Genomic DNA, 19,474 nt, shown 5'->3' on the forward strand with positions numbered 1-19,474 from the left:
TGCGCATCCGCTCGCCGGGGGATAACCCCTGGACCCCCAGCCGATCCGGCACTCAGCCCAGCTTTACTCCGCAGGCCGTTTCAGCCGCGCCACGAACTTGTACCGGTCCCCCCGATAGACGGACCGCACCCACTCCACCGGCTGCCCGTCCCGGTCCAGCGAGTGCCGGGACAGCATCAGCATCGGCAGGCCCACGTCGGTGCCGAGCAGGCCGGCCTCGCGCGGGGTGGCCAGCGAGGTCTCGATGGTCTCCTCGGCCTCGGCGAGATGGACGTCGTACACCTCGGCCAACGCCGTGTAGAGGGACGTGTACTTGACCAGCGACCGGCGTAGCGCCGGGAAGCGCTTCGCGCTCAGGTGCGTTGTCTCGATGGCCATCGGCTCGCCGTTCGCCATCCGCAGCCGCTCGATGCGCAGCACCCGCCCGCCGGGCGTGATGTCGAGCAGCTCGGCGAGCCGGTCGTCGGCGGTGATGTAGCCGATGTCCAGCAGCTGCGAGGTGGGTTCGAGGCCCTGGGCGCGCATGTCCTCGGTGTACGAGGTGAGTTGGAGCGCCTGCGAGACCTTCGGTTTGGCGACGAAGGTGCCCTTGCCCTGGATGCGCTCCAGGCGCCCCTCGACCACCAGCTCCTGGAGGGCCTGGCGCACGGTCGTGCGCGAGGTGTCGAACTCGGCGGCGAGCGTGCGCTCGGGCGGCACCGGCGTGCCCGGCGACTGCGTCTCCGTCATGTCGAGCAGGTGCTTCTTCAAGCGGTAGTACTTGGGCACGCGCGCGGTACGGACACTCGCTCCACCCTCGTTCTCCGCACTGCTGACGTCGGTGCTCATGCTCTGCCTTCCCGGCTCCGGGTGCCGAAGCGACCGACATCCCATCGGCCACGGCTCACATCGTGGCACGGCAGCGTACCGGGATGTCCCCCGCACGCTTCGTGATCCCCTCTGTATACCGTCGGGACTTCCTTCTGGTCTAGTCCACCGATGGTTTCCATGCTACCGCCCAGTGGTCTGCCCGATCTGTCGGACTTCGTAATGAAGGGTTCCTGTATATCGCGGTCCCGTAACGGACGGTCGAAGCGCACGAGAACACCCTTGACAGCCCCATTGGTCTGGTCCAGGCTCCCCCTACTGGTCTACACCATTGGTCCAGTCCCGGCCCCGAGGGCAGACCCAGGTCAGCCGCAGGGAGGCAGGGGGGTTATGGCATCCCTGAGGAGGATGGCGTGAAGCGCAAGCTGACAGCCGCGATCGGTATCGCGGGAATGATGGTCTCCATCGCGGCGTGCGGGGGCGACGGTGGCAGCGGGGGTTCGGACGACAGCGGGGCGGACGCCAAGGAGCTGACCGTCTGGCTCACCGTCGACGCGCAGAACAACTGGCCGGAGCTGGTGAAGGCCGCCGACGCGGCCGTCACGAAGGCGCACCCCGGCATCAAGATCAACCACGAGTACTACGGCTGGCCGGACAAGAACGCCAAGCTGGACGCCGTCCTCGCCACCGACAAGGCCCCCGACGTGGTCGAGATGGGCAACACCGAGATGCTGAGCTACATGGTCAAGGGCGCCTTCGCCCCCCTCGACCCGGCGAAGTTCGACAGCTCCTCCGCCTGGCTGGACGGCCTCAAGGCCTCGGTGACCTACGACGGCAAGACCTACGGCGTCCCCTACTACGCCGGCGGTCGCGTCGCCAACTGGCGCAAGGACGTGTTCGCCTCGGTGGGCGTCAAGTCCGCCCCGAAGACGTACGACGAGCTGACCGCCGCCCTGGACAAGGTCCAGAAGAAGCAGGGCGACAAGTTCAGCGCCTGGTACCAGCCCACCCGTGACTGGTACGCGGCCATGTCCTTCGTCTACGACGCCGGCGGCTCGATCGCCGTCGAGTCGGGCGGCGAGTGGAAGGGCAACCTCTCCTCGCAGGAGTCGATCAAGGGCCTGAAGGAGTTCCAGAACGTCGTCGACACGTACATGTACGGCGACAAGACCAAGGACGAGTCCGACCGTTACATCGTCTACGGCCAGGGCAAGTCCGGCATGATCTTCGCTCCGGCCTGGGAGGGCGCGACCGCGGCCGCCCCGGAGAACGACAAGACCGGCAAGCTCAAGGGCAACGTCGAGAACTTCGTGATGCCCGGCCCGTCCGGCAAGAACCTCCCCGTCTTCCTGGGCGGCAGCGACCTCGCCGTGCCGGTGAAGTCGGACGCGCAGGCCGTCGCCGCCGAGTGGATCAACGCGTTCACCGGCCCCTCCGGCCAGAAGGGCCTGATCGCCAAGGGCAACCTGCCCAACAACAAGACCGACCTCGCCACGCTGAAGAGCGACCCGGAGACGGCGGTCCCGGCCACCGCGGCCGAGTCCAACTGGTTCGTCCCGATGGCACCGGGCTGGGGCCAGGTCGAGAAGGCCCAGGTCCTGCAGACCATGCTGCAGAACATCGGCACCGGCAAGAAGTCGGTCGAGGCCGCAGCGAAGGAAGCGGACGCCGCGATCAACAAGGTCATCAACACCAAGTGACCGCCGGCGGGGCCCTGTTGTGAGGCGGGGCCCTGCCTGCCGTACGACCTGCCCGTGGGGGCTCCGCTTTCGTACGACCCGAGGGACCGCTGAGGAGCGCGCGGATGACTGCCGCAGACACGACCACCCCTGCCAAGGTGCCGCCGCCGCGGCAGGCGCCGCCACCACCTCTTTTGGCCGCGCCCCCCAGGAAGCGGCCGTCGAGCGGGACCGGTACCCCCTGGCTGCTGCTCGCGCCCTGCCTGCTGATCCTGGCGCTCGTCCTCGGCTATCCGCTGGTCCGCCTGGTCACCCTCTCCTTCCAGAAGTTCGGGCAGTCCCAGCTGTGGGGCTTCCAGCCGGCCGAGTCGGTCGGGTTCGACAACTTCACCAAGGTGCTGGGCGACGGCGAGTTCTGGGCGGTCGTCGTACGGACGATCGTCTTCGCGGCCGGCTGCGTGATCTTCACGATGGTCGTCGGCATGCTGATCGCGCTGCTGCTCCAGCGGGTCTCCGGTTGGGTGAAGACGCTGGTCAACATCGCGCTGGTGGCCAGCTGGGGCATGCCGATCATCGTCGCCACCACGGTCTTCAAGTGGCTGTTCGACGCCGACTACGGCATCCTCAACGCGCTGCTCAGCAAGTTGCCGGGTGTGGAGATGATCGGCCACAACTGGTTCGCCAGCGGGCCGCAGGGCCTGGCCGTGATCATGCTGCTGGTGGTGTGGGGAGCCGTGCCCTTCGTCGTGATCACGCTCAGCGCCGGCCTCACCCAGGTCCCCAAGGAACTGGAGGAGGCGGCCCGCCTCGACGGCGCGGGCGCGTGGGGCGTCTTCCGGTACGTCACCCTCCCCATCCTCAAGCCGATCATCGTGATGCTCACGACCCTGTCGGTCATCTGGGACATGGGCGTCTTCCCGCAGGTCTTCGTGATGCGTAACGGCCACCCGGAAGCCGAGTTCCAGCTCCTGACCACCTACTCCTACGACCGCGCCTTCGTGGTCAACGACTACGCGCAGGGCTCGGCGATCGCCCTGCTCACCGTGGTGCTGCTGCTCGGCGTGGTCGCCGTCTACATGCGCCAGATGCTGAAGATCGGAGACGTCGAATGACCAGCATGAGTACGCTGACGACTCCCGTGCGCCGGAAGTCGAAGGCCGGCTGGAACCTCCTCGGTCTCCTCGTCTTCGTCACCGCCGGCTTCCCCGTCTACTGGATGCTCAACACGGCGTTCAAACCGGCCAAGGACGCCATCGACCCGGACCCGAGCGTGCTGCCCACGGGTCTCACCCTGTCCAACTTCGGCCGGGCGCTGGACATCGCCGACTTCTGGGGACCGGTCGGCCGCAGCCTGGTCGTGTCCCTCGCGGTCGTCCTGATCGGCATGGTCGTCGGCATGCTGGCCGCGCTCGCCATCTCCCGCTTCGCCTTCCGCGGCCGGAAGATCGTCATCGTCGGCATCCTCGCGGTCCAGATGGTCCCGCTGGTCGCCATGATCATCCCGGTGTTCCTGCTGCTCAACGACCTGGGCCAGTACGACAGGCTGACCGGCCTGATCATCACGTACCTGACCTTCATCCTGCCGTTCACGGTGTGGACGCTGAGGGGCTTCATCGTCAACATCCCGAGGGAGCTGGAGGAGGCGGCGATGGTCGACGGCTGCTCCCGCACGAGCGCCTTCATCCGGGTGGTGTTCCCGCTGCTGGCCCCCGGCATGGTCGCCACCTCGGTCTACGGCTTCATCCAGGCCTGGAACGAGTACCTGTACGCCCTCATGCTGCTCAGCCAGAAGAACCAGACGGCGACCGTCTGGCTCGGCAACTTCACCACCAAGCACGGCACCGAATACGCCCCGATGATGGCCGGATCGACCATGATGGCCCTGCCGATCGTCGTCCTGTTCCTCCTCGTCCAGCGCAAGATGGCCGCGGGCCTGACCGCGGGCGCCGTGAAGGGATAACGCCACCCGATGACGACACTCGCCCGCGGTACGACTGCATCTAATTCGGAAAAAGACGGCCTGACGCGCGATGCCCTGACCGTCCTCCAGCCCGGCTTCCCGGGCACCACAGCCCCCGACTGGCTGCTGCGCCGCCTCGGCGAGGGCCTCGCCTCGGTCGGCCTGTTCGGCCGGAACATCGCCACTTCCGAGCAACTGGCCGCCTTGACCGCCCAGTTGCGCGCCGAACGCGACGACGTCCTGGTCGCCATCGACGAGGAGGGCGGCGACGTCACCCGCCTGGAGGTGCGGACCGGCTCCTCCTTCCCCGGCAACCACGCGCTGGGCGCGGTGGACGATGTGGAGCTGACCCGGGAGGTGGCGTTCGAACTCGGCCGCCGCCTCGCCGCCTGCGGGGTGAACCTCAACTGGGCCCCCTCGGCCGACGTGAACTCCAACCCGTCGAACCCGGTGATCGGCGTACGGTCCTTCGGCGCCGCCCCCGACCTGGTCGCCCGGCACACGGCGGCCTACGTTACCGGCCTCCAGTCGGCAGGAGTCGCCGCCTGCACCAAGCACTTCCCCGGCCACGGCGACACGGCGGTCGACTCACACCACGCGCTGCCGCGCATCGACGCGGGACCTCAGGTGCTGTCGGACCGCGAACTCGCCCCGTTCCGCGCGGCGATCGCCGCCGGCAGCCGTGCGGTGATGACCGCGCACATCCTGGTCCCGACCCTGGACCCGGACCGCCCGGCCACGCTCTCCCGCCCGATCCTGGCCGACCTCCTCCGCGGCGACCTCGGCTACGACGGCCTGATCGTCACCGACGGCATGGAGATGCAGGCCATCGCCGGCACCTACGGCATCGAACGCGGCAGCGTCCTCGCCCTCGCGGCCGGCGCCGACGCCATCTGCGTGGGCGGCGGCCTGGCGGACGACGAGACGGTACGGCGCCTGCGCGACGCCCTGATCACGGCCGTACGCTCCGGCGAACTCCCCGAGGAACGCCTGGCGGACGCGGCGGAACGGGTTCGGGCCCTGGCCCGGTGGACGGCGTCGGCGGGGGATGCCCTTGCGGGCTCCGCCGGCAGCGACATCGGCCTCCACGCGGCCCGCCGCGCCCTGCGCCTCACCGGTGCCGAGCACTTCACCCCCCTCACCGAACCGCCCTACGTCGCCGCCCTCACCCCGATGGCGAACTTCGCCGTGGGCGACGAGACCCCGTGGGGCGTGGCCGCGGAGCTCTCCCGCCTGCTCCCCGGCACGGAAACGGGCACCTTCACCGATGAGGACACCGCCCGCACGGCGTTGCGGGCGGCCGGCCCCCGCCGCATCGTGGCCGTCGTACGCGACGAACACCGCCACCCCTGGATGGCGGCGGCCCTCGACGCCCTGCTCGCGGCCCGCCCCGACACGATCGTCGTCGAAATGGGCCTCCCACAGGCCACCCCGCGAGGCGCCCTCCACCTCGCCACCCACGGCGCGGCCCGCGTCTGCGGCCGGGCGGCGGCGGAGATCATCGCGGGCGCGTAGCCCTTACGAAGAAGGCGCCGGACCCTTGTTCAGGGAGCCCGGCGCCTTTCCCGTGCACTGCGTGCCGCACGCTTCTAAATCCCCTGCCAGTCCGGCTTGTTGGCATACGTGTAGCGAAAGTACTCAGCGAGCTTCAACTTGGACGCGGCGGCCTCGTCGACCACCACCGTCGCGTGCGGGTGCAGCTGGAGCGCGGAGGCCGGGCACACGGCCGCCACCGGTCCCTCGACGGTCGCGGCGATCGCGTCCGCCTTGCCCTCGCCGGTCGCCAGCAGCACCAGGTGCCGTGCCTCCAGGATCGTCCCGATGCCCTGCGTGATCACGTGGTGCGGCACCTGCTCGATGTCCCCGTCGAAGAAGCGCGCGTTGTCGATCCGGGTCTGCTCGGTCAGCGTCTTGATCCGCGTCCGCGAGGCCAGCGACGAGCACGGCTCGTTGAACCCTATGTGCCCGTCGGTCCCGATCCCGAGCAACTGCAGATCCACCCCGCCGGCCTCGGCCAGTGCCCTGTCGTACGCCTCGCACGCCCCCGGCACGTCCTCGGCCGTGCCGTCCGGCCCCATGAACGCGTCCATCCCGATCCCGAGCGGTTCGAGCACCTCGCGCCGCAGCACCGAGCGATACGACTCCGGGTGCTCGGCCGGCAGCCCCACGTATTCGTCGAGCTGCGCGATCCGCGCCCGCGAGGCATCCACGGCACCGGCACGCACCTTGTCCGCCAGCGCCTCGTAGATGGGCAGCGGCGTGGAGCCGGTGGCCACGCCGAGCAGGGCGTCGGGCTTGCGCCGGAGCAGCTGTGCCATGGCCTCGGCGATCAGTTCGCCGCCCGACCTGGCGTCCGGAACGATGACAACTTCCACGCTGGGCCTGCCGATCTCAAGACATGTGGTTTAGACCAATCTAGCAGAATCGGTCTCTCCGGCCGAGATGCTGCCACCCACGTCTGTCCACGTTCCCCTGGGTCGGTGAACCTCTCGCGGAAATTGCCATGGCCATCTGGCCCCCACGGCAACCCAAACGGGTTAGGCTGCGTGAGAAAGCCCCAACAACGAACAGCCTCCAACGCATGGACACACATAGTGGTCTAGTCCAGAATGCGTAAGGACATCCGTCCTCCCCGCACAGGAGGGCGGACCGAGGATCCGGAGCTCTCTGCCCTGACTGCCCCGGCTCCTCATCCTTCGGCCGACCGGGACCGCACACCCCACGGCCGATATTGCTCCGGGCTGCGGTGCCGGGAGGGTTGAGGGTCCCTCTCAGGCGCCGCGGCCCGCGGGTGTTTTTCGGGCCGTTCCACATGCCCAGGTACGCTCGCACACGTGCCCTCCATGAACGAGCTGGTCCGCCAGCACACCGCCCTCGACGTCTCCGACCTCGAGTGGCTGCACCTGCTGGTCTCGGAGTGGCAGTTGCTGTCCGACCTCTCCTTCGCCGACCTGGTCCTGTGGGTCCCCACCCGCGACGGCACCCGGTACGTCTCGGTCGCCCAGATGCGTCCCAACACCGGCCCCACCTCGTACCAGGACGACATGGTCGGCCACCTCGTCCCGCGCGGCCGCCGCCCCATGCTGGACGCCGCCCTGGACGAGGGCCGGATCGTGCGCGAGGGCGACCCGGAGTGGCGCGAGGAGGTCCCGGTCCGCGTCGAGTCGATTCCCGTACGACGGGAGGGCCGCGTCCTCGGCGTCATCGCCCGCAACACCAACCTCCTCACCGTGCGCACCCCGAGCCGCCTGGAACTGACGTATCTCCAAAGCGCCTCGGACCTGGCGCAGATGATCGCGGCCGGCTCCTTCCCGTTCGCGAACCAGCAGGTCGACATGGACGCCTCGCCCCGCGTCGGCGACGGCCTGATCCGCCTCGACGCGGACGGCCTCGTCCAGTACGCCTCCCCGAACGCCCTGTCCGCCTACCACCGCCTCGGCCTCGCCGCCGACCTCGTCGGCCACCACCTCGGCAAGACCACCGCCGAACTCGCCCCGACCCACGGGCCGGTGGACGAAGCGCTCGCCAAGGTCGCCAGCGGCTGGGCGCCGAGGGAGTTCGAGATCGAGTCGCCCGACGGGGTGATCCAGTTCCGCGCGATCCCGCTCAAGCCCAAGGGCACGCGCATCGGTTCCCTGGTCCTGCTCCGGGACGTCACCGAACTGCGCCGCCGCGAGCGCGAGTTGATCACCAAGGACGCGACGATCAGGGAGATCCACCACCGCGTCAAGAACAACCTCCAGACGGTGGCGGCCTTGCTCCGGCTCCAGGCCCGGCGCATCGAGTCCGATCGCGGCCGCGAAGCCCTGGAAGAGGCGGTACGGCGGGTCGGCTCGATCGCGATCGTGCACGAGACGCTCTCCCAGAACCTGGACGAGCGCGTGGAGTTCGACGAGATCGCCGACCGCGTCCTCGCGATGGTCGCCGAGATCTCCCCGGGCAAGGTCGCCGGCCGGCGTACCGGCCGCTTCGGCATCCTGGACGCCGAGGTCGCCACGCCCCTGTCGATGGTCCTGACCGAGATCCTCCAGAACGCCCTGGAGCACGGCTTCCGTGAGGGCGACACCGGAACCGTCGAGGTCTCCGCGGTCCGCGGCGGCACCACGAAGGAGGCCCGCCTCCTGGTCACCGTCCAGGACGACGGCGTCGGCCTGCCCGAGGGCTTCGACCCGCACACCGGTGGCAACCTCGGGCTGCAGATCGTACGGACCCTGGTGGAGGGCGAGTTGGGCGGCACGTTCGACATGGTCCCGGCACCGGAAGGCGGCACGCGGGTGATCCTGGACATCCCGGTGCGGGCGCACAAGTAGCCGACAGCGGCTGCGCACAGCAAAGAGCCCCGGCCCGTTCAGGGGGCCGGGGCAACATGCTCGTTGCCAGCATTTGCTGCGCATCGGGGGTACTGCGCGCTGCGGCTCGGGGGCGGGAGGAAGCGTACTCGCTGTACGCGCCGCCAAGCTCAGGCTGTTTGCGGGGCGGGTGTTGTCAGGCGGAGGCCTGACGGGCCCGGTTGCGGGCGGCGCGGCGCTTCATGGCGCGGCGCTCGTCCTCGCTGAGACCACCCCAGACGCCGGAGTCCTGACCGGACTCGAGCGCCCACTGCAGACACTGATCCATAACGGGGCAGCGACGGCAGACGGCCTTGGCTTCCTCGATCTGCAGCAGCGCAGGACCGGTGTTGCCGATGGGGAAGAAGAGCTCGGGGTCTTCCTCGCGGCAAACGGCGTTGTGACGCCAGTCCATGGCTGCTACCTCTCCTTGGTATTACATGCAAGTTGCTTGTGAATGTGAACGCTTTCACGAATCCCTCAACAAGTGAAGGGCCGACCGCCAGGTTCCCTGGCGTGGGTCCTGTGAGTTGAAGAGGGGTTCTGGTGATCAGTGGAGGCCGGTGTTGCGGGCCGTCCCGATCGCCACGTAGAGACTCGCAAACCTCAGCGACGGATACAACCCCTTCCGGAAAGTTTTTTTTGATTCCTCGGTGTCGACTAGGTCACAGCCGTACTTCCATGGGGTGGATGCTGGCCTAAACGTTCGAGTGAAAGGACTTTAGCCCCTTCTGCTCACACAATCACACGCAGTGCACGGCGTACGCCTGTGAACGTCACGCTCGTACGCAGTCCGAGGTGGTCGCCGTCCATCTGGAGGGGGAGTGGCACCTTCGAATGCAAGGTGAACTCACTCAGGTCATGCAGCGTTGCGGCGTGCTTGCCATGGGGTCCCCGCTCGGGGGACGAAGTGAGCAACTGGGTGCCATACCGGGCAACCGCGGTCGTCGACAGGCGGCTGAGACCGAATACGTCGAGCCCGGTATCGAACGAGGCCTTAGGTGACGCGTAGATCGGGCGATTGCCCAGAAACGTCCACGGGGAGGTGTTCGAGACTATGGAGAGGACCAGATCGGTGATCGGCTCCTCGTCCGCCCGCTCCAGCGTTATCGTGCCGTGCCGACGGTTGGGCTCGCCGAGGAGCTGGCGCATCACCTGGCGTACGTAAAGAGCGTGCGTGGACTTCTTGCCGCGCTCGCGGTGCTGCTCGACCCGCCCGACCACGCCGGCGTCGAAGCCCAGACCCGCGTTGAAGGTGAACCAGCGCGCCGGCACCGCCTCGTCGTCCGAGCCGGGCGTGCCCGAGGCCAGTCCCAGTCCGACCGTGCGTTCGCGGCCCTCGCGCAGGGCGTCCAGCAGGGCGCCGGTGGCCTCCACGGCGTCGTTGGGCAGCTCCAGGGCACGGGCGAAGACATTGGTGGAGCCGCCGGGGACCACGGCGAGGCCGGGCAGGCGGTCCGGGTCGGGGCCGGCGTGCAGCAGGCCGTTGACGACCTCGTTGACCGTGCCGTCGCCGCCGAGAGCCACGACCAGGTCGACGTCCGCGCTCTCCGATGCCTGCCGGCCCAGGTCGCGCGCGTGGCCGCGGTACTCGGTGGTGACCACCTCGAGCTTCATCTCGCTCGCGAGCGCGTGGATCAGAACGTCACGCATACGTGCGCTTGTGGTGGTTGCCGCCGGATTGACCACGAGAAGTGCACGCATGGGTTGCAGAGTACCTACTGGGCGGTACCGGGCACAGGGCGAGGTAGGGATCGAGTAAGACCTCGGTGCGTGAACCTCACCACGGGGGCGTGCACGGCGAGGGCTACCCTGCTGGGGTGAGCAGTGAGAAGACCTCCACGACCCCCGAATCCGCCGGTCCGCGCCCGCGGCGCCTGACGTACGCCGCTGCGCTCGCCGCGCTGGAGGGGCTCGCGCTGTTGATCGGCGGGGTCTGGATCATCGTCCTCGGCCTCATGGGCGACGCGGACGACCGGCAGCAGGCCGTCACCGGCGGTGTGACGCTGATCGTCCTCGCGCTGCTGCCGCTGCTCGCCGCCCGCGGGCTGCTCGGCCGGCGCAGCTGGAGCCGGGGCCCGGCCGTGATCACGCAGATCCTGGCGCTGCCGGTGGCCTACAACCTGCTCCAGGCCGACAGCATGGCGATTCCGGCCGGAATCGCGCTCGCGCTCGTGGCCGTCACCGCGCTCGTCCTGCTCGTCAACGCCGAGACGACCCGGGCCCTCGGGATCCGGGGGCCCGGCAACGCGCGGGAGTAGCTTGCCGGAGTGATCAGCCGGAGTGATCCCTGCCGGGACCGACCCTTGTGGGATCACTCCTCCACCAGCAGCTTCTCCCGCAGCTGTGCCAGTGTCCGGGCCAGCAGCCGCGACACGTGCATCTGCGAGATCCCGACCTCCTGCGCGATCTGCGACTGGGTCATGTTGCCGAAGAAGCGCAGCAGGAGGATCCGCTTCTCGCGCGGGGGCAGGTCCTCGAGGAGCGGCTTGAGGCTCTCGCGGTACTCGACGCCCTCCAGCGCCTCGTCCTCGGCGCCGAGGGTGTCCGCGACCGCCGGGGACTCGTCGTCGGTGTCGGGGACGTCCAGGGACAGCGTGGAATACGCGTTGGCGGACTCCAGGCCCTCCAGGACCTCCTCCTCCGAGATGGCCAGCTTCTGGGCCAGCTCGTGCACCGTGGGGGAGCGGCCGTGCAACTGCGACAGCTCGGCCGTGGCCGTCGTCAGGGCCAGGCGCAGCTCCTGGAGCCTGCGCGGTACGCGCACCGCCCAGCCCTTGTCGCGGAAGTGCCTCTTGATCTCGCCGACGACCGTCGGGGTCGCGTACGTCGAGAACTCCACCCCGCGGTCCGGGTCGAAGCGGTCGACCGACTTGATCAGGCCGATGGTGGCGACCTGGGTGAGGTCGTCCAGCGGCTCGCCGCGGTTGCGGAAGCGGCGCGCGAGGTGCTCGACGAGCGGCAGGTGCATACGGACCAGCTGGTTGCGCAGCTCCGCGTACTCCGGGCTGCCGTCCTTCAGGGTGCGCAGTTCGAGGAACATGGCACGCGCCCCGCTGCGGTCCTGAGGGTCGCGCTGCGTGGCCTGCACGCTCCGCGCGGCCGTCTCGTCATCTCGCTCGTGCTCGCTCATCGTCCCGCCCGTAGCCCTTCCCCGAGCCCTCGCCTGGGCTCGGACAGGGGACACCCCGATCCGTCCGTCCAGAGGCGCGCTCTGCACGGCACCCTCCCGATCACCCTGGCCGCCGTCCGGGAAGCCGGTCTCCGCGGAGTCGTCCACCGGGTGCGGCCTGGCCTGCTCCGGGATGCCGTCGATGCCGTCGATGCCATCGATGCCGTCCATGCGTCGGGACGTGCTCGGACCGCCCGTGCCTTCGGCGGCCGGCAGCTCCCGTGTGCCGCGCTCTTCGTCCCGCACCGGCCCGTCCCCGTTCCTCACGCCGGCCCGGGTCCCGCGCCGCGCTGTTTGTAGAGGCTGATCGAAACGGTCTTGTCCTCGTCGACGGCCGACGAGACCTTGCCCGCGAGGGCCGACAGCACGGTCCAGGCGAAGGTGTCCCGCGAAGGGGCGTGACCGTCCGTGGTCGGCGCCGAGACGGTGACCTCCAGCGAGTCGTCGACGAGCCGGAAGACACAGCTGAGCACCGAGCCGGGCACGGCCTGCTGGAGCAGGATCGCGCAGGCCTCGTCGACCGCGATGCGCAGGTCCTCGATCTCGTCGAGGGTGAAGTCCAAACGCGCCGCGAGGCCGGCCGTGGCCGTACGCAGCACCGACAGGTAGGCACCCGCAGCCGGCAGCCGGACTTCCACGAAGTCCTGGGTCGCGGGCTCGCCTGCGATCTGGGACACCCTCACCTCCAAGGTGGTACAAGCTCTACGGGGCCGAGGGTCGCCCCCCGGGGTAACGCGATACGTCGTTCAGCGGTGACGCTATCGCGCTCTGAACTTTCCTGTCCCCAGGACCCCAACCCCTTGCTGTCACTCATAGTAAACACACGGATACGCTCCGTGGCTAGGGGGTTTGCGTGCCCAATTGGGAAGAGGGCGCGCCGGGTTGACGTACCCAGGCGTCAGACGGTCGAACCGTCCGGAACCCGAGCCGTCCTGGGCCTCCCAGGATCACACAAGTACGTGGTCGACGAAGCACCAGCGCCAGTTCTCACCGGGCTCGAAGGTCCGCATCACCGGGTGACCGGAGTCCTTGTAGTGCTCTGTGGCGTGCCGGTGCGGCGAGCTGTCGCAGCAGCCGACGTGACCGCACTGGAGGCACAGCCGCAGTTGTACCGGGTGCGTGCCGTCGGCCAGGCACTCCAGGCAGGTCTCGCTGAGCGGCTCGGGTTCGGGGTGCGGCAACGCGTCGGCATGCGTGCACTGTTTCATGATTGCCAGATTACGACGGCTGTGCGGATAATCCGCGCGGATGAGTGAGGGTGGGCGAGGATCATGGACGTGATGCCACTGCTGCTGCTGGTGGCGGGCAGTGCCACGATCGCGGCGGCAGCCCGGCGGACGCCTGTGCCGGCGCCGCTGCTGCTGGTCGCCGCGGGACTCGTGATCTCGTACGTCCCCGGGGTCCCGGAGTACACCCTCGACCCGCACGTGGTCCTGCCGCTGATTCTGCCCCCGCTGCTGTACACGGCGGCCACCGACAGCTCGTACCTCGATCTGCGCGCGCAGCTGCGGCCCGTGGCGCTGCTGTCGGTGGGGTACGTGCTCTTCGCGACCTTCGCCGTGGGCTGGGCCGCCTACCTGATCGTGCCGGGCCTGCCGCTGACCGCGGCGCTCGTGCTGGGCGCGGTTGTGGCGCCGCCGGACGCGGTCGCGGCGACGGCGGTCGCGCGCCGGGTGGGGCTGCCCTCCCGGGTCACCACGATCCTGCAGGGCGAGTCCCTGGTGAACGACGCCACCGCGATCACCGCCTACCGGGTGGCCCTGGCGGCGGCGGTCGGCGAGGGTGCCACCTGGGCCGGCGGTATCGCCGAGTTCCTGGTCGCGGCGATCGGCGGGATCGGCTTCGGGCTGGTGCTCATGGCGCCGATCCACTGGCTGCGCACCCACCTGAAGGAGGCGCTGCTGCAGAACACGCTGTCCCTGTTGATCCCGTTCGTCGCGTACGCGGCCGCCGAGCAGGTGCACGCCTCCGGTGTCCTCGCGGTCGTGACCGTCGCGCTCTACCTCGGGCACCGCGCGTGGCAGGTCGATTTCGCGACCCGCCTCCAGGAGGAGGCCGTGTGGAAGATGGTCGCGTTCGTCCTGGAGTCGGCGGTGTTCGCCCTGATCGGGCTGCAACTGCGTGTGATCATCGAGGGCCTGGGGGAGTACGAGGGCGGTCCCGCCGCCGGGTACGCGGTGGCCGTCTTCCTCGTCGTGGTCGCATCCAGGTTCGTGTGGGTGTATCCGGCGACCTTCCTGCCCCGCCTGCTGTCGAAGCGGATCCGGGAGCGCGAGGACAACCCGACCTGGAAGGGGCCGTTCGTCATCGCCTGGGCCGGGATGAGAGGCGTGGTCTCCCTCGCCATCGCCTTCTCGATCCCACTGACCATGCACGGCGGCGAACCCTTCCCCGAGCGCAACCTGATCCTCTTCCTGACCTTCACCACGGTCATCGGGACGCTGGTCCTCCAGGGCCTGACCCTGCCCCCGCTGATCCGCCTGCTGAAGCTGCCCGGCCGGGACGCGCAAGCCGAGACGCTCGCGGAGGCGAACGCCCAGGCGCAGGCCTCCCGGGCCGCCGAGCGGCGCCTGGACGAACTCCTCTCCGACGAGCACAACGCCCTTCCGGGACCGCTGGCCGACCGTCTGCGCGCGGTCCTGGAACGCCGCCGCAACGCCGTCTGGGAACGCCTCGGCCAGGTCAACCCCCTCACCGGAGAGAGCGTCGACGAGACCTACCGGCGACTGGCCCGGGAGATGATCGGTGCCGAGCGCTCGGTGTTCGTGAAGCTGCGCGACGGCCGGTACATCGACGACGAGATGCTGCGGACGTTGCTGCGCAGGCTGGACCTGGAGGAGGCGGCGGCCTACCGGGAGGCGGCGTAGGGCGCGCCTCGTGCGGCTCAGGGGAAGTCTTCGTGCGTCTCGGGGGAAGTCTCAGGGGAACGGGCGGCCGGTCACGACGGCCGCGATCGTCGTCCCGCGCGCGAAGGCGCCCTCTTCCGCCAGGGCTGCCAGCGCGTACAGCGACTTGGCGACATAGAGACGCTCGACGGGCAGGCCGTGGCGGTCCTCGAAGTCCTCGGCGAAGGCGTCCAACGCGGGGGTGGTGCGGGCGTAGCCGCCGAAGTGGAAACGGTCGTCGAGGTGCCAGGTGCCTCGGGGGCCGCCGAAGGCCTCTTGCTGCAGGGCCCGTATGTCCGCGGTGAGGAAACCGCCCTTGAGGACGGGGACGCCCAGCGCACGCTGGTCGGGGGCCAGCCCGGCGGCCAGGCCCGCCAGGGTGCCGCCGGTGCCGCAGGCGAGCGCGACGACGTCGGCCCGCCCGCGCAGTTCCTCGCCGAGCGTGCGGCATCCCCGGACGGCCTCGGCGTTGCTGCCGCCCTCCGGGACGACGTACGCGCCCTCGGCGTCCGCCGCACGCAGGACGGCCGCCAGAGTCTCCGGCTCGGTCTTGCGGCGGTATGTCGACCTGTCGACGAAGTGCAGCCGCATGCCGTCGGCCGCACACCGGGCCAGCGACGGGTTCAGCGGGCGGTCGGCCAGCTCCTGGCCGCGGACCACACCGACGGTGGGCAGACCGAGCAGGCGCCCCGCGGCGGCCGTGGCACGCAGGTGGTTGGAGTACGAGCCGCCGAAGGTGACGACGGCACGGCCGGCCGCGGCGGTGAGGTTCGGCGCGAGTTTGCGGTACTTGTTGCCGATCAGCTCCGGGTGGATGAGGTCGTCACGTTTGAGCAGGAGGCGGACGCGGCGGTGAGTGAACCGGGGGTCCTCGATCTCCTGCAGCGGTGACGGAAGCCGGGGCTGGAGGGAGTCGAGGCTGGTCACGGCTCCATTGTCACCGCTGGTCGGTCGCGTGTGCCATTACTTCAGGCGCTCCCGGATCCGCTCCCGCATCGACGCCATCGTGAAGCCCCGCGGGTCCACCTTCCCCGGCTGCCACTCCAGGTGGCCGATGACCGACCGCTCCGTCCACCCGTGGTGGCGGCAGATCGCGGCGGCCGCCTTCTCGATCGCCTCCAGCTGGACCGCGGGCCAGGGGTCCTTGCCGTCGCCGAGGTTCTCGCACTCGAAGCCGTAGAAGTGCCGGTTGCCGTCGGTGTTGGTCTCGTTGTCGTGCGGTAGCGCCTTCTCGGAGATCACCGCGCGCAGCACATCGTCGTCGCCGAGGCCGGCGTGGTTGGCGCGGCCGTAGCCGACGAGATGGACCCGGCCGTCCTTGGTGATGACGCCGTGGCACAGCGGCCCCGGCAGGTCCGCGTAGCCGTCCCGGCAGAGTGTCACCGTCCGCTCGCTGCCCTTGGTCACCGTGTGGTGGATCATCACGCCGTGGACAGGCCCCCAAGGGCCCTTGTGGTTGCGGTTGTGGTGCTCCCAGTCGCCGACCTCGACGACGGTGAGTCCCTCCGCCTTCAGCCCGGCCAGGAACTTGCCCGCGGACATGGGTGAGGCCATGATCGCCTCCTTCGTACTGCGCGTCGGCCGCCGTACGCGGCCGTCTGGTACCGCTGCTTGTACCGGAACCGGAGGATCCGGACTAATCGTTCGCACGGCGTGCGAGCCGATCCGGACAACTTCCGTCCGCTCCGTCCGCTGGACAGGATCCCCATATGTGCCCAGTCAGCGGTGATCCATTCCCGCTCTTTCGTGTAATAGCACCGGCGCGCTCCGTGCTGGAGGCTTGTCCGTGCAGATCGATGCCCGGCGCAGATCGGTGCCGGTGCATGACCGGGAGGGCAATTCCTTATGTCGGTAGGCGAAGAGGTCCGCACCGAGCAGGACCGGCCGCAGCAGAGCCTCGGCACAGCGGCCGCGCGGAACCTGGCCACCACCACCAAGTCCGTACCTCAGATGCAGGAGATCAGCTCCCGCTGGCTGCTGCGCATGCTTCCCTGGGTGAACGTGCAGGGCGGCACCTACCGGGTGAACCGGCGGTTGACCTACGCCGTCGGGGACGGCCGGGTCACATTCGTGAAGACCGGCGACCGCGTCGAGGTGATCCCCGCCGAACTGCGCGAACTGCCCGCGCTGCGGTCGTACGAGGACGAGGACGTGCTCACCGAGCTCGCCCGCCGCTGCGAGCAACGGGAGTTCGCCGCGGGGGAGGTGATCGCCTCCTTCGGCAGTGCGACCGACGAGGTGTACCTGCTGGCACACGGCAGGGTGGAGAAGCTCGGCACGGGCCCGTACGGGGAGGATGAATCCCTCGGAGTCCTCGCCGACGGGGCGTACCTCGGCGACCAGGCGCTGCTCGACTCCGACGCCATCTGGGAGTACACGGCCCGCGCGGTCACCGCCTGCACGGTCCTCGTGCTGCCCCGCCAGGACGTCGAGCAGGTCGCGGAGCGTTCCGACTCCTTGAGCGAGCACCTCCAGGAACTGCGCTCGATCCCCTCGCAGCGCACCAACAAGTACGGCGAGAAGGAGATCGACCTCGCGGCGGGCCACGACGGCGAGCCGGACATCCCGCACACCTTCGTCGACTACGAGGCCAGGCCCCGCGAGTACGAGCTGAGCATCGCCCAGACCGTGCTGCGCATCCACTCGCGCGTGGCCGACCTCTACAACCAGCCCATGAACCAGACCGAGCAGCAGATCCGGCTGACGGTCGAGGCGTTGAAGGAACGCCAGGAGCACGAGCTCGTCAACAACCGGGAGTTCGGGCTGCTGCACAACTGCGAGTACGACCAGCGGCTGCAGCCGCACGACGGCGTGCCCAGCCCCGACGACCTGGACGAGCTGCTCAGCAGGCGGCGCGGCACCAAGCTGCTGCTCGCCCACCCGCGCGCGATCTCCGCGATCGGCCGCGAGCTCAACAAGCGCGGACTCGTCCCCGAGACCATCGACGTGGCCGGCAACCGGATCCCCACGTGGCGCGGGGTACCGATCTACCCCTGCAACAAGATCCCGGTCACCGAGGCCCGTACGTCCTCGATCATCGCCATGCGTACCGGCGAGGCCGAGCAGGGCGTCATCGGCCTCCAGCAGGCCGGCATCCCGGACGAGATCGAGCCGAGCCTGTCCGTGCGCTTCATGGGCATCAATGAGCAGGCGATCATCAAGTACCTGGTGACGGCCTACTACTCGGCCGCGGTTCTCGTGCCGGACGCGCTCGGTGTCCTGGAGAACGTCGAGATCGGCCGCTGGAGGTGACGTCTCCGCACCTGGAAGCCGTGTCCCCGCCTTCCGGGGCGGGTACACCCGGGTCGTATGTGCCCAGCCACAGCGCAAGCGCCACCGTCCGCGGACTCCGCGAGGGGAACCCATGGCCGAGTTCATGACGGAGACGAAACAGGGCTCCACAGGGGAGCGGCCGCTCGACGGGCACGAGGCGGCGGTGATCCTGGAGGGGGCTCGGGCGTCGATCGACCCCGAGCTGCGGTCCGCCCTGGAGTCGCTGCCCGGCTCCATGCGCCGTATCGCGCTCTACCACTTCGGCTGGGAGCACGCGGACGGCACACCCGCGACCGGCAACGCGGGCAAGGCGATCCGCCCCGCACTCGTCCTCACCTCGGCCGCCGCGCTCGGCGGACAGCGGGCGCGGGCGGCGGCCGTACGGGCGGCCGCGGCGGTGGAACTGGTCCACAACTTCACGCTGTTGCACGACGACGTGATGGACCGCGACACCACCCGGCGCCACCGGCCCACCGCATGGACCGTGTTCGGCGACGCCGACGCGATCCTCGCCGGGGACGCCCTCCAGGCGCTGGCCCTGCGGCTGCTCGCCGAGGACCCGCACCCGGCGTCCTCGCGGGCCGCCGCCCGGCTCGCGGCCTGCGTCGTGGAGCTGTGCGCCGGCCAGCACGCGGACACGGCCATGGAGCTGTGCCGCCCGGACGAGGTCACCCTCGACGAGGCCCTGGCCATGGCCGAGGCCAAGACGGGCGCGCTGCTCGGGTGCGCCTGCGCCCTCGGCGCGCTGTACGCGGGAGCGCCGGAGGAGGACGTCGAGGCCCTGGACGCGTTCGGCCGTGAGGCCGGGCTCGCTTTCCAGCTCATCGACGACGTGATCGGCATATGGGGCGACCCGCGCAGCACCGGCAAGCCGGCCGGCGCGGACCTCGCCGCCCGCAAGAAGTCGCTGCCGGTGGTTGCCGCGCTCGCCTCCGGCACACCGGCCGCCTCCGAACTGGCAGAGCTGTACGAGGTTCCGTACGAGAAGGAGGGTGCGGAGGACCTCGCGCACACGGCGCTGGCTGTGGAGCAGGCGGGCGGACGCGACTGGGCGCAGGTCCAGGCGGCCGACCGGATGGCCCGCGCCATGCAGGAACTGTCCCGCGCGGTGTCCGACCCGGAAGCGGCGGGCGGATTGCTCGCGCTGGCCGAGTTCGTGACGCGGCGCAGCAGTTGACGGGCGTACGGCAGTCGAAGGTCACCGAGGCCCCGGAGCCACGGCGGGCGTGCGGCTCCTGACCCCGCACGCCCACCGCGGACTCCGGTCGGCGGGCCCCGCACATCCCCACGGTGTGCGGGGCCCGCCTGTTTCCACGCGATCCTCTGTAGGCTCAACCCCCGTACAGCCAAGGACGGTTGAGGCGAAGGGG

Annotated in this window: 18 protein-coding genes; 9 read left to right on the forward strand and 9 right to left on the reverse strand. The window is 69.8% G+C overall.

Translation table 11 applies throughout. The features are described from left to right. Window positions 1-63: 63 nt before the first annotated feature. The gene (locus tag CLM62_RS01085; RefSeq protein WP_095747986.1) at window positions 64-828 is read right to left on the reverse strand and encodes a GntR family transcriptional regulator; all 765 of its coding nucleotides are present in this window, start codon (window positions 826-828) and stop codon (window positions 64-66) included. 392 nt (window positions 829-1,220) lie between these two features. Between CLM62_RS01085 and CLM62_RS01090 the strand changes: the two genes are divergently transcribed. The 4 genes from CLM62_RS01090 (at window position 1,221) to CLM62_RS01105 (ending at window position 5,961) form a co-directional block, all read left to right on the forward strand. Further along, window positions 1,221-2,507 (forward strand): extracellular solute-binding protein, encoded by a 1,287-nt coding sequence (locus CLM62_RS01090; protein WP_095747987.1) that lies wholly within the window; start codon window positions 1,221-1,223, stop codon window positions 2,505-2,507. 104 nt (window positions 2,508-2,611) lie between these two features. After that, the gene (locus CLM62_RS01095) at window positions 2,612-3,598 is read left to right on the forward strand and encodes a carbohydrate ABC transporter permease (protein WP_095747988.1); all 987 of its coding nucleotides are present in this window, start codon (window positions 2,612-2,614) and stop codon (window positions 3,596-3,598) included. 5 nt (window positions 3,599-3,603) lie between these two features. Then, complete coding sequence (locus tag CLM62_RS01100) at window positions 3,604-4,446, forward strand: carbohydrate ABC transporter permease (protein WP_095748026.1); 843 nt, start codon at window positions 3,604-3,606, stop codon at window positions 4,444-4,446. A gap of 9 nt (window positions 4,447-4,455) precedes the next feature. Then, on the forward strand, window positions 4,456-5,961 hold the full coding sequence (locus CLM62_RS01105) for a glycoside hydrolase family 3 protein (protein ID WP_095747989.1): 1,506 nt from the start codon (window positions 4,456-4,458) through the stop codon (window positions 5,959-5,961). 74 nt (window positions 5,962-6,035) lie between these two features. On the opposite strand, the gene nagB is transcribed toward CLM62_RS01105, so the two are convergent. Then, on the reverse strand, window positions 6,036-6,821 hold the full coding sequence (gene nagB / locus CLM62_RS01110) for a glucosamine-6-phosphate deaminase (RefSeq protein ID WP_095747990.1): 786 nt from the start codon (window positions 6,819-6,821) through the stop codon (window positions 6,036-6,038). Window positions 6,822-7,289: 468 nt separating this feature from the next. On the opposite strand from nagB, the gene CLM62_RS01115 reads away from it, so the two are divergent. Continuing rightward, a complete protein-coding gene (locus CLM62_RS01115) occupies window positions 7,290-8,756 on the forward strand; it encodes a sensor histidine kinase (RefSeq protein ID WP_095748027.1) in 1,467 nt (488 codons plus the stop codon). A 175-nt stretch (window positions 8,757-8,931) separates the two neighbouring features. Here the strand turns inward: CLM62_RS01115 and CLM62_RS01120 are convergent, their stop codons facing one another. Both CLM62_RS01120 and CLM62_RS01125 read right to left on the reverse strand, forming a co-directional pair. Further along, complete coding sequence (locus CLM62_RS01120) at window positions 8,932-9,189, reverse strand: WhiB family transcriptional regulator (protein WP_006142322.1); 258 nt, start codon at window positions 9,187-9,189, stop codon at window positions 8,932-8,934. Window positions 9,190-9,509: 320 nt separating this feature from the next. Next, window positions 9,510-10,478 carry a diacylglycerol kinase family protein gene (locus CLM62_RS01125; protein WP_095747991.1) on the reverse strand — a complete coding sequence of 323 codons (969 nt, stop codon included), beginning with the start codon at window positions 10,476-10,478 and terminating at the stop codon, window positions 9,510-9,512. Window positions 10,479-10,594: 116 nt separating this feature from the next. Here CLM62_RS01125 and CLM62_RS01130 point away from each other — a divergent pair, with 116 nt between their 5' ends. Continuing rightward, the gene (locus CLM62_RS01130; protein WP_095747992.1) at window positions 10,595-11,035 is read left to right on the forward strand and encodes a hypothetical protein; all 441 of its coding nucleotides are present in this window, start codon (window positions 10,595-10,597) and stop codon (window positions 11,033-11,035) included. A 53-nt stretch (window positions 11,036-11,088) separates the two neighbouring features. Here CLM62_RS01130 and CLM62_RS01135 read toward each other — a convergent pair whose 3' ends face one another. The 3 genes from CLM62_RS01135 to CLM62_RS01145 form a co-directional block, all read right to left on the reverse strand. Further along, complete coding sequence (locus CLM62_RS01135; protein ID WP_095747993.1) at window positions 11,089-12,213, reverse strand: RNA polymerase sigma factor SigF; 1,125 nt, start codon at window positions 12,211-12,213, stop codon at window positions 11,089-11,091. Further along, window positions 12,210-12,623, reverse strand: a complete 414-nt coding sequence (locus tag CLM62_RS01140) for an anti-sigma regulatory factor (RefSeq protein ID WP_004925829.1) — start codon at window positions 12,621-12,623, stop codon at window positions 12,210-12,212. Before CLM62_RS01140 ends, CLM62_RS01135 begins: the two co-directional genes overlap by 4 nt. Before the next feature lie 270 nt (window positions 12,624-12,893). Then, window positions 12,894-13,154 carry a UBP-type zinc finger domain-containing protein gene (locus CLM62_RS01145; protein WP_095747994.1) on the reverse strand — a complete coding sequence of 87 codons (261 nt, stop codon included), beginning with the start codon at window positions 13,152-13,154 and terminating at the stop codon, window positions 12,894-12,896. A gap of 63 nt (window positions 13,155-13,217) precedes the next feature. On the opposite strand from CLM62_RS01145, the gene CLM62_RS01150 reads away from it, so the two are divergent. Next, a complete protein-coding gene (locus CLM62_RS01150) occupies window positions 13,218-14,813 on the forward strand; it encodes a Na+/H+ antiporter (RefSeq protein ID WP_095747995.1) in 1,596 nt (531 codons plus the stop codon). Between the two features lie 51 nt (window positions 14,814-14,864). On the opposite strand, the gene CLM62_RS01155 is transcribed toward CLM62_RS01150, so the two are convergent. Next, on the reverse strand, window positions 14,865-15,758 hold the full coding sequence (locus CLM62_RS01155; protein ID WP_095747996.1) for a 1-aminocyclopropane-1-carboxylate deaminase/D-cysteine desulfhydrase: 894 nt from the start codon (window positions 15,756-15,758) through the stop codon (window positions 14,865-14,867). Window positions 15,759-15,794: 36 nt separating this feature from the next. Beyond that, window positions 15,795-16,385: an N-acetylmuramoyl-L-alanine amidase gene (locus tag CLM62_RS01160; protein ID WP_095747997.1), complete on the reverse strand. Its 591-nt coding sequence runs from the start codon at window positions 16,383-16,385 to the stop codon at window positions 15,795-15,797. Between the two features lie 291 nt (window positions 16,386-16,676). Here CLM62_RS01160 and CLM62_RS01165 point away from each other — a divergent pair, with 291 nt between their 5' ends. Both CLM62_RS01165 and CLM62_RS01170 read left to right on the forward strand, forming a co-directional pair. After that, window positions 16,677-18,083 (forward strand): family 2B encapsulin nanocompartment shell protein, encoded by a 1,407-nt coding sequence (locus CLM62_RS01165; protein ID WP_095747998.1) that lies wholly within the window; start codon window positions 16,677-16,679, stop codon window positions 18,081-18,083. Between the two features lie 112 nt (window positions 18,084-18,195). Beyond that, window positions 18,196-19,281 (forward strand): family 2 encapsulin nanocompartment cargo protein polyprenyl transferase, encoded by a 1,086-nt coding sequence (locus tag CLM62_RS01170; RefSeq protein WP_095747999.1) that lies wholly within the window; start codon window positions 18,196-18,198, stop codon window positions 19,279-19,281. Window positions 19,282-19,474: the final 193 nt, after the last annotated feature.

The sequence above is a fragment of the Streptomyces sp. SA15 genome (assembly GCF_002291145.1).
In the GTDB taxonomy this organism is placed as follows: Bacteria; Actinomycetota; Actinomycetes; order Streptomycetales; family Streptomycetaceae; genus Streptomyces.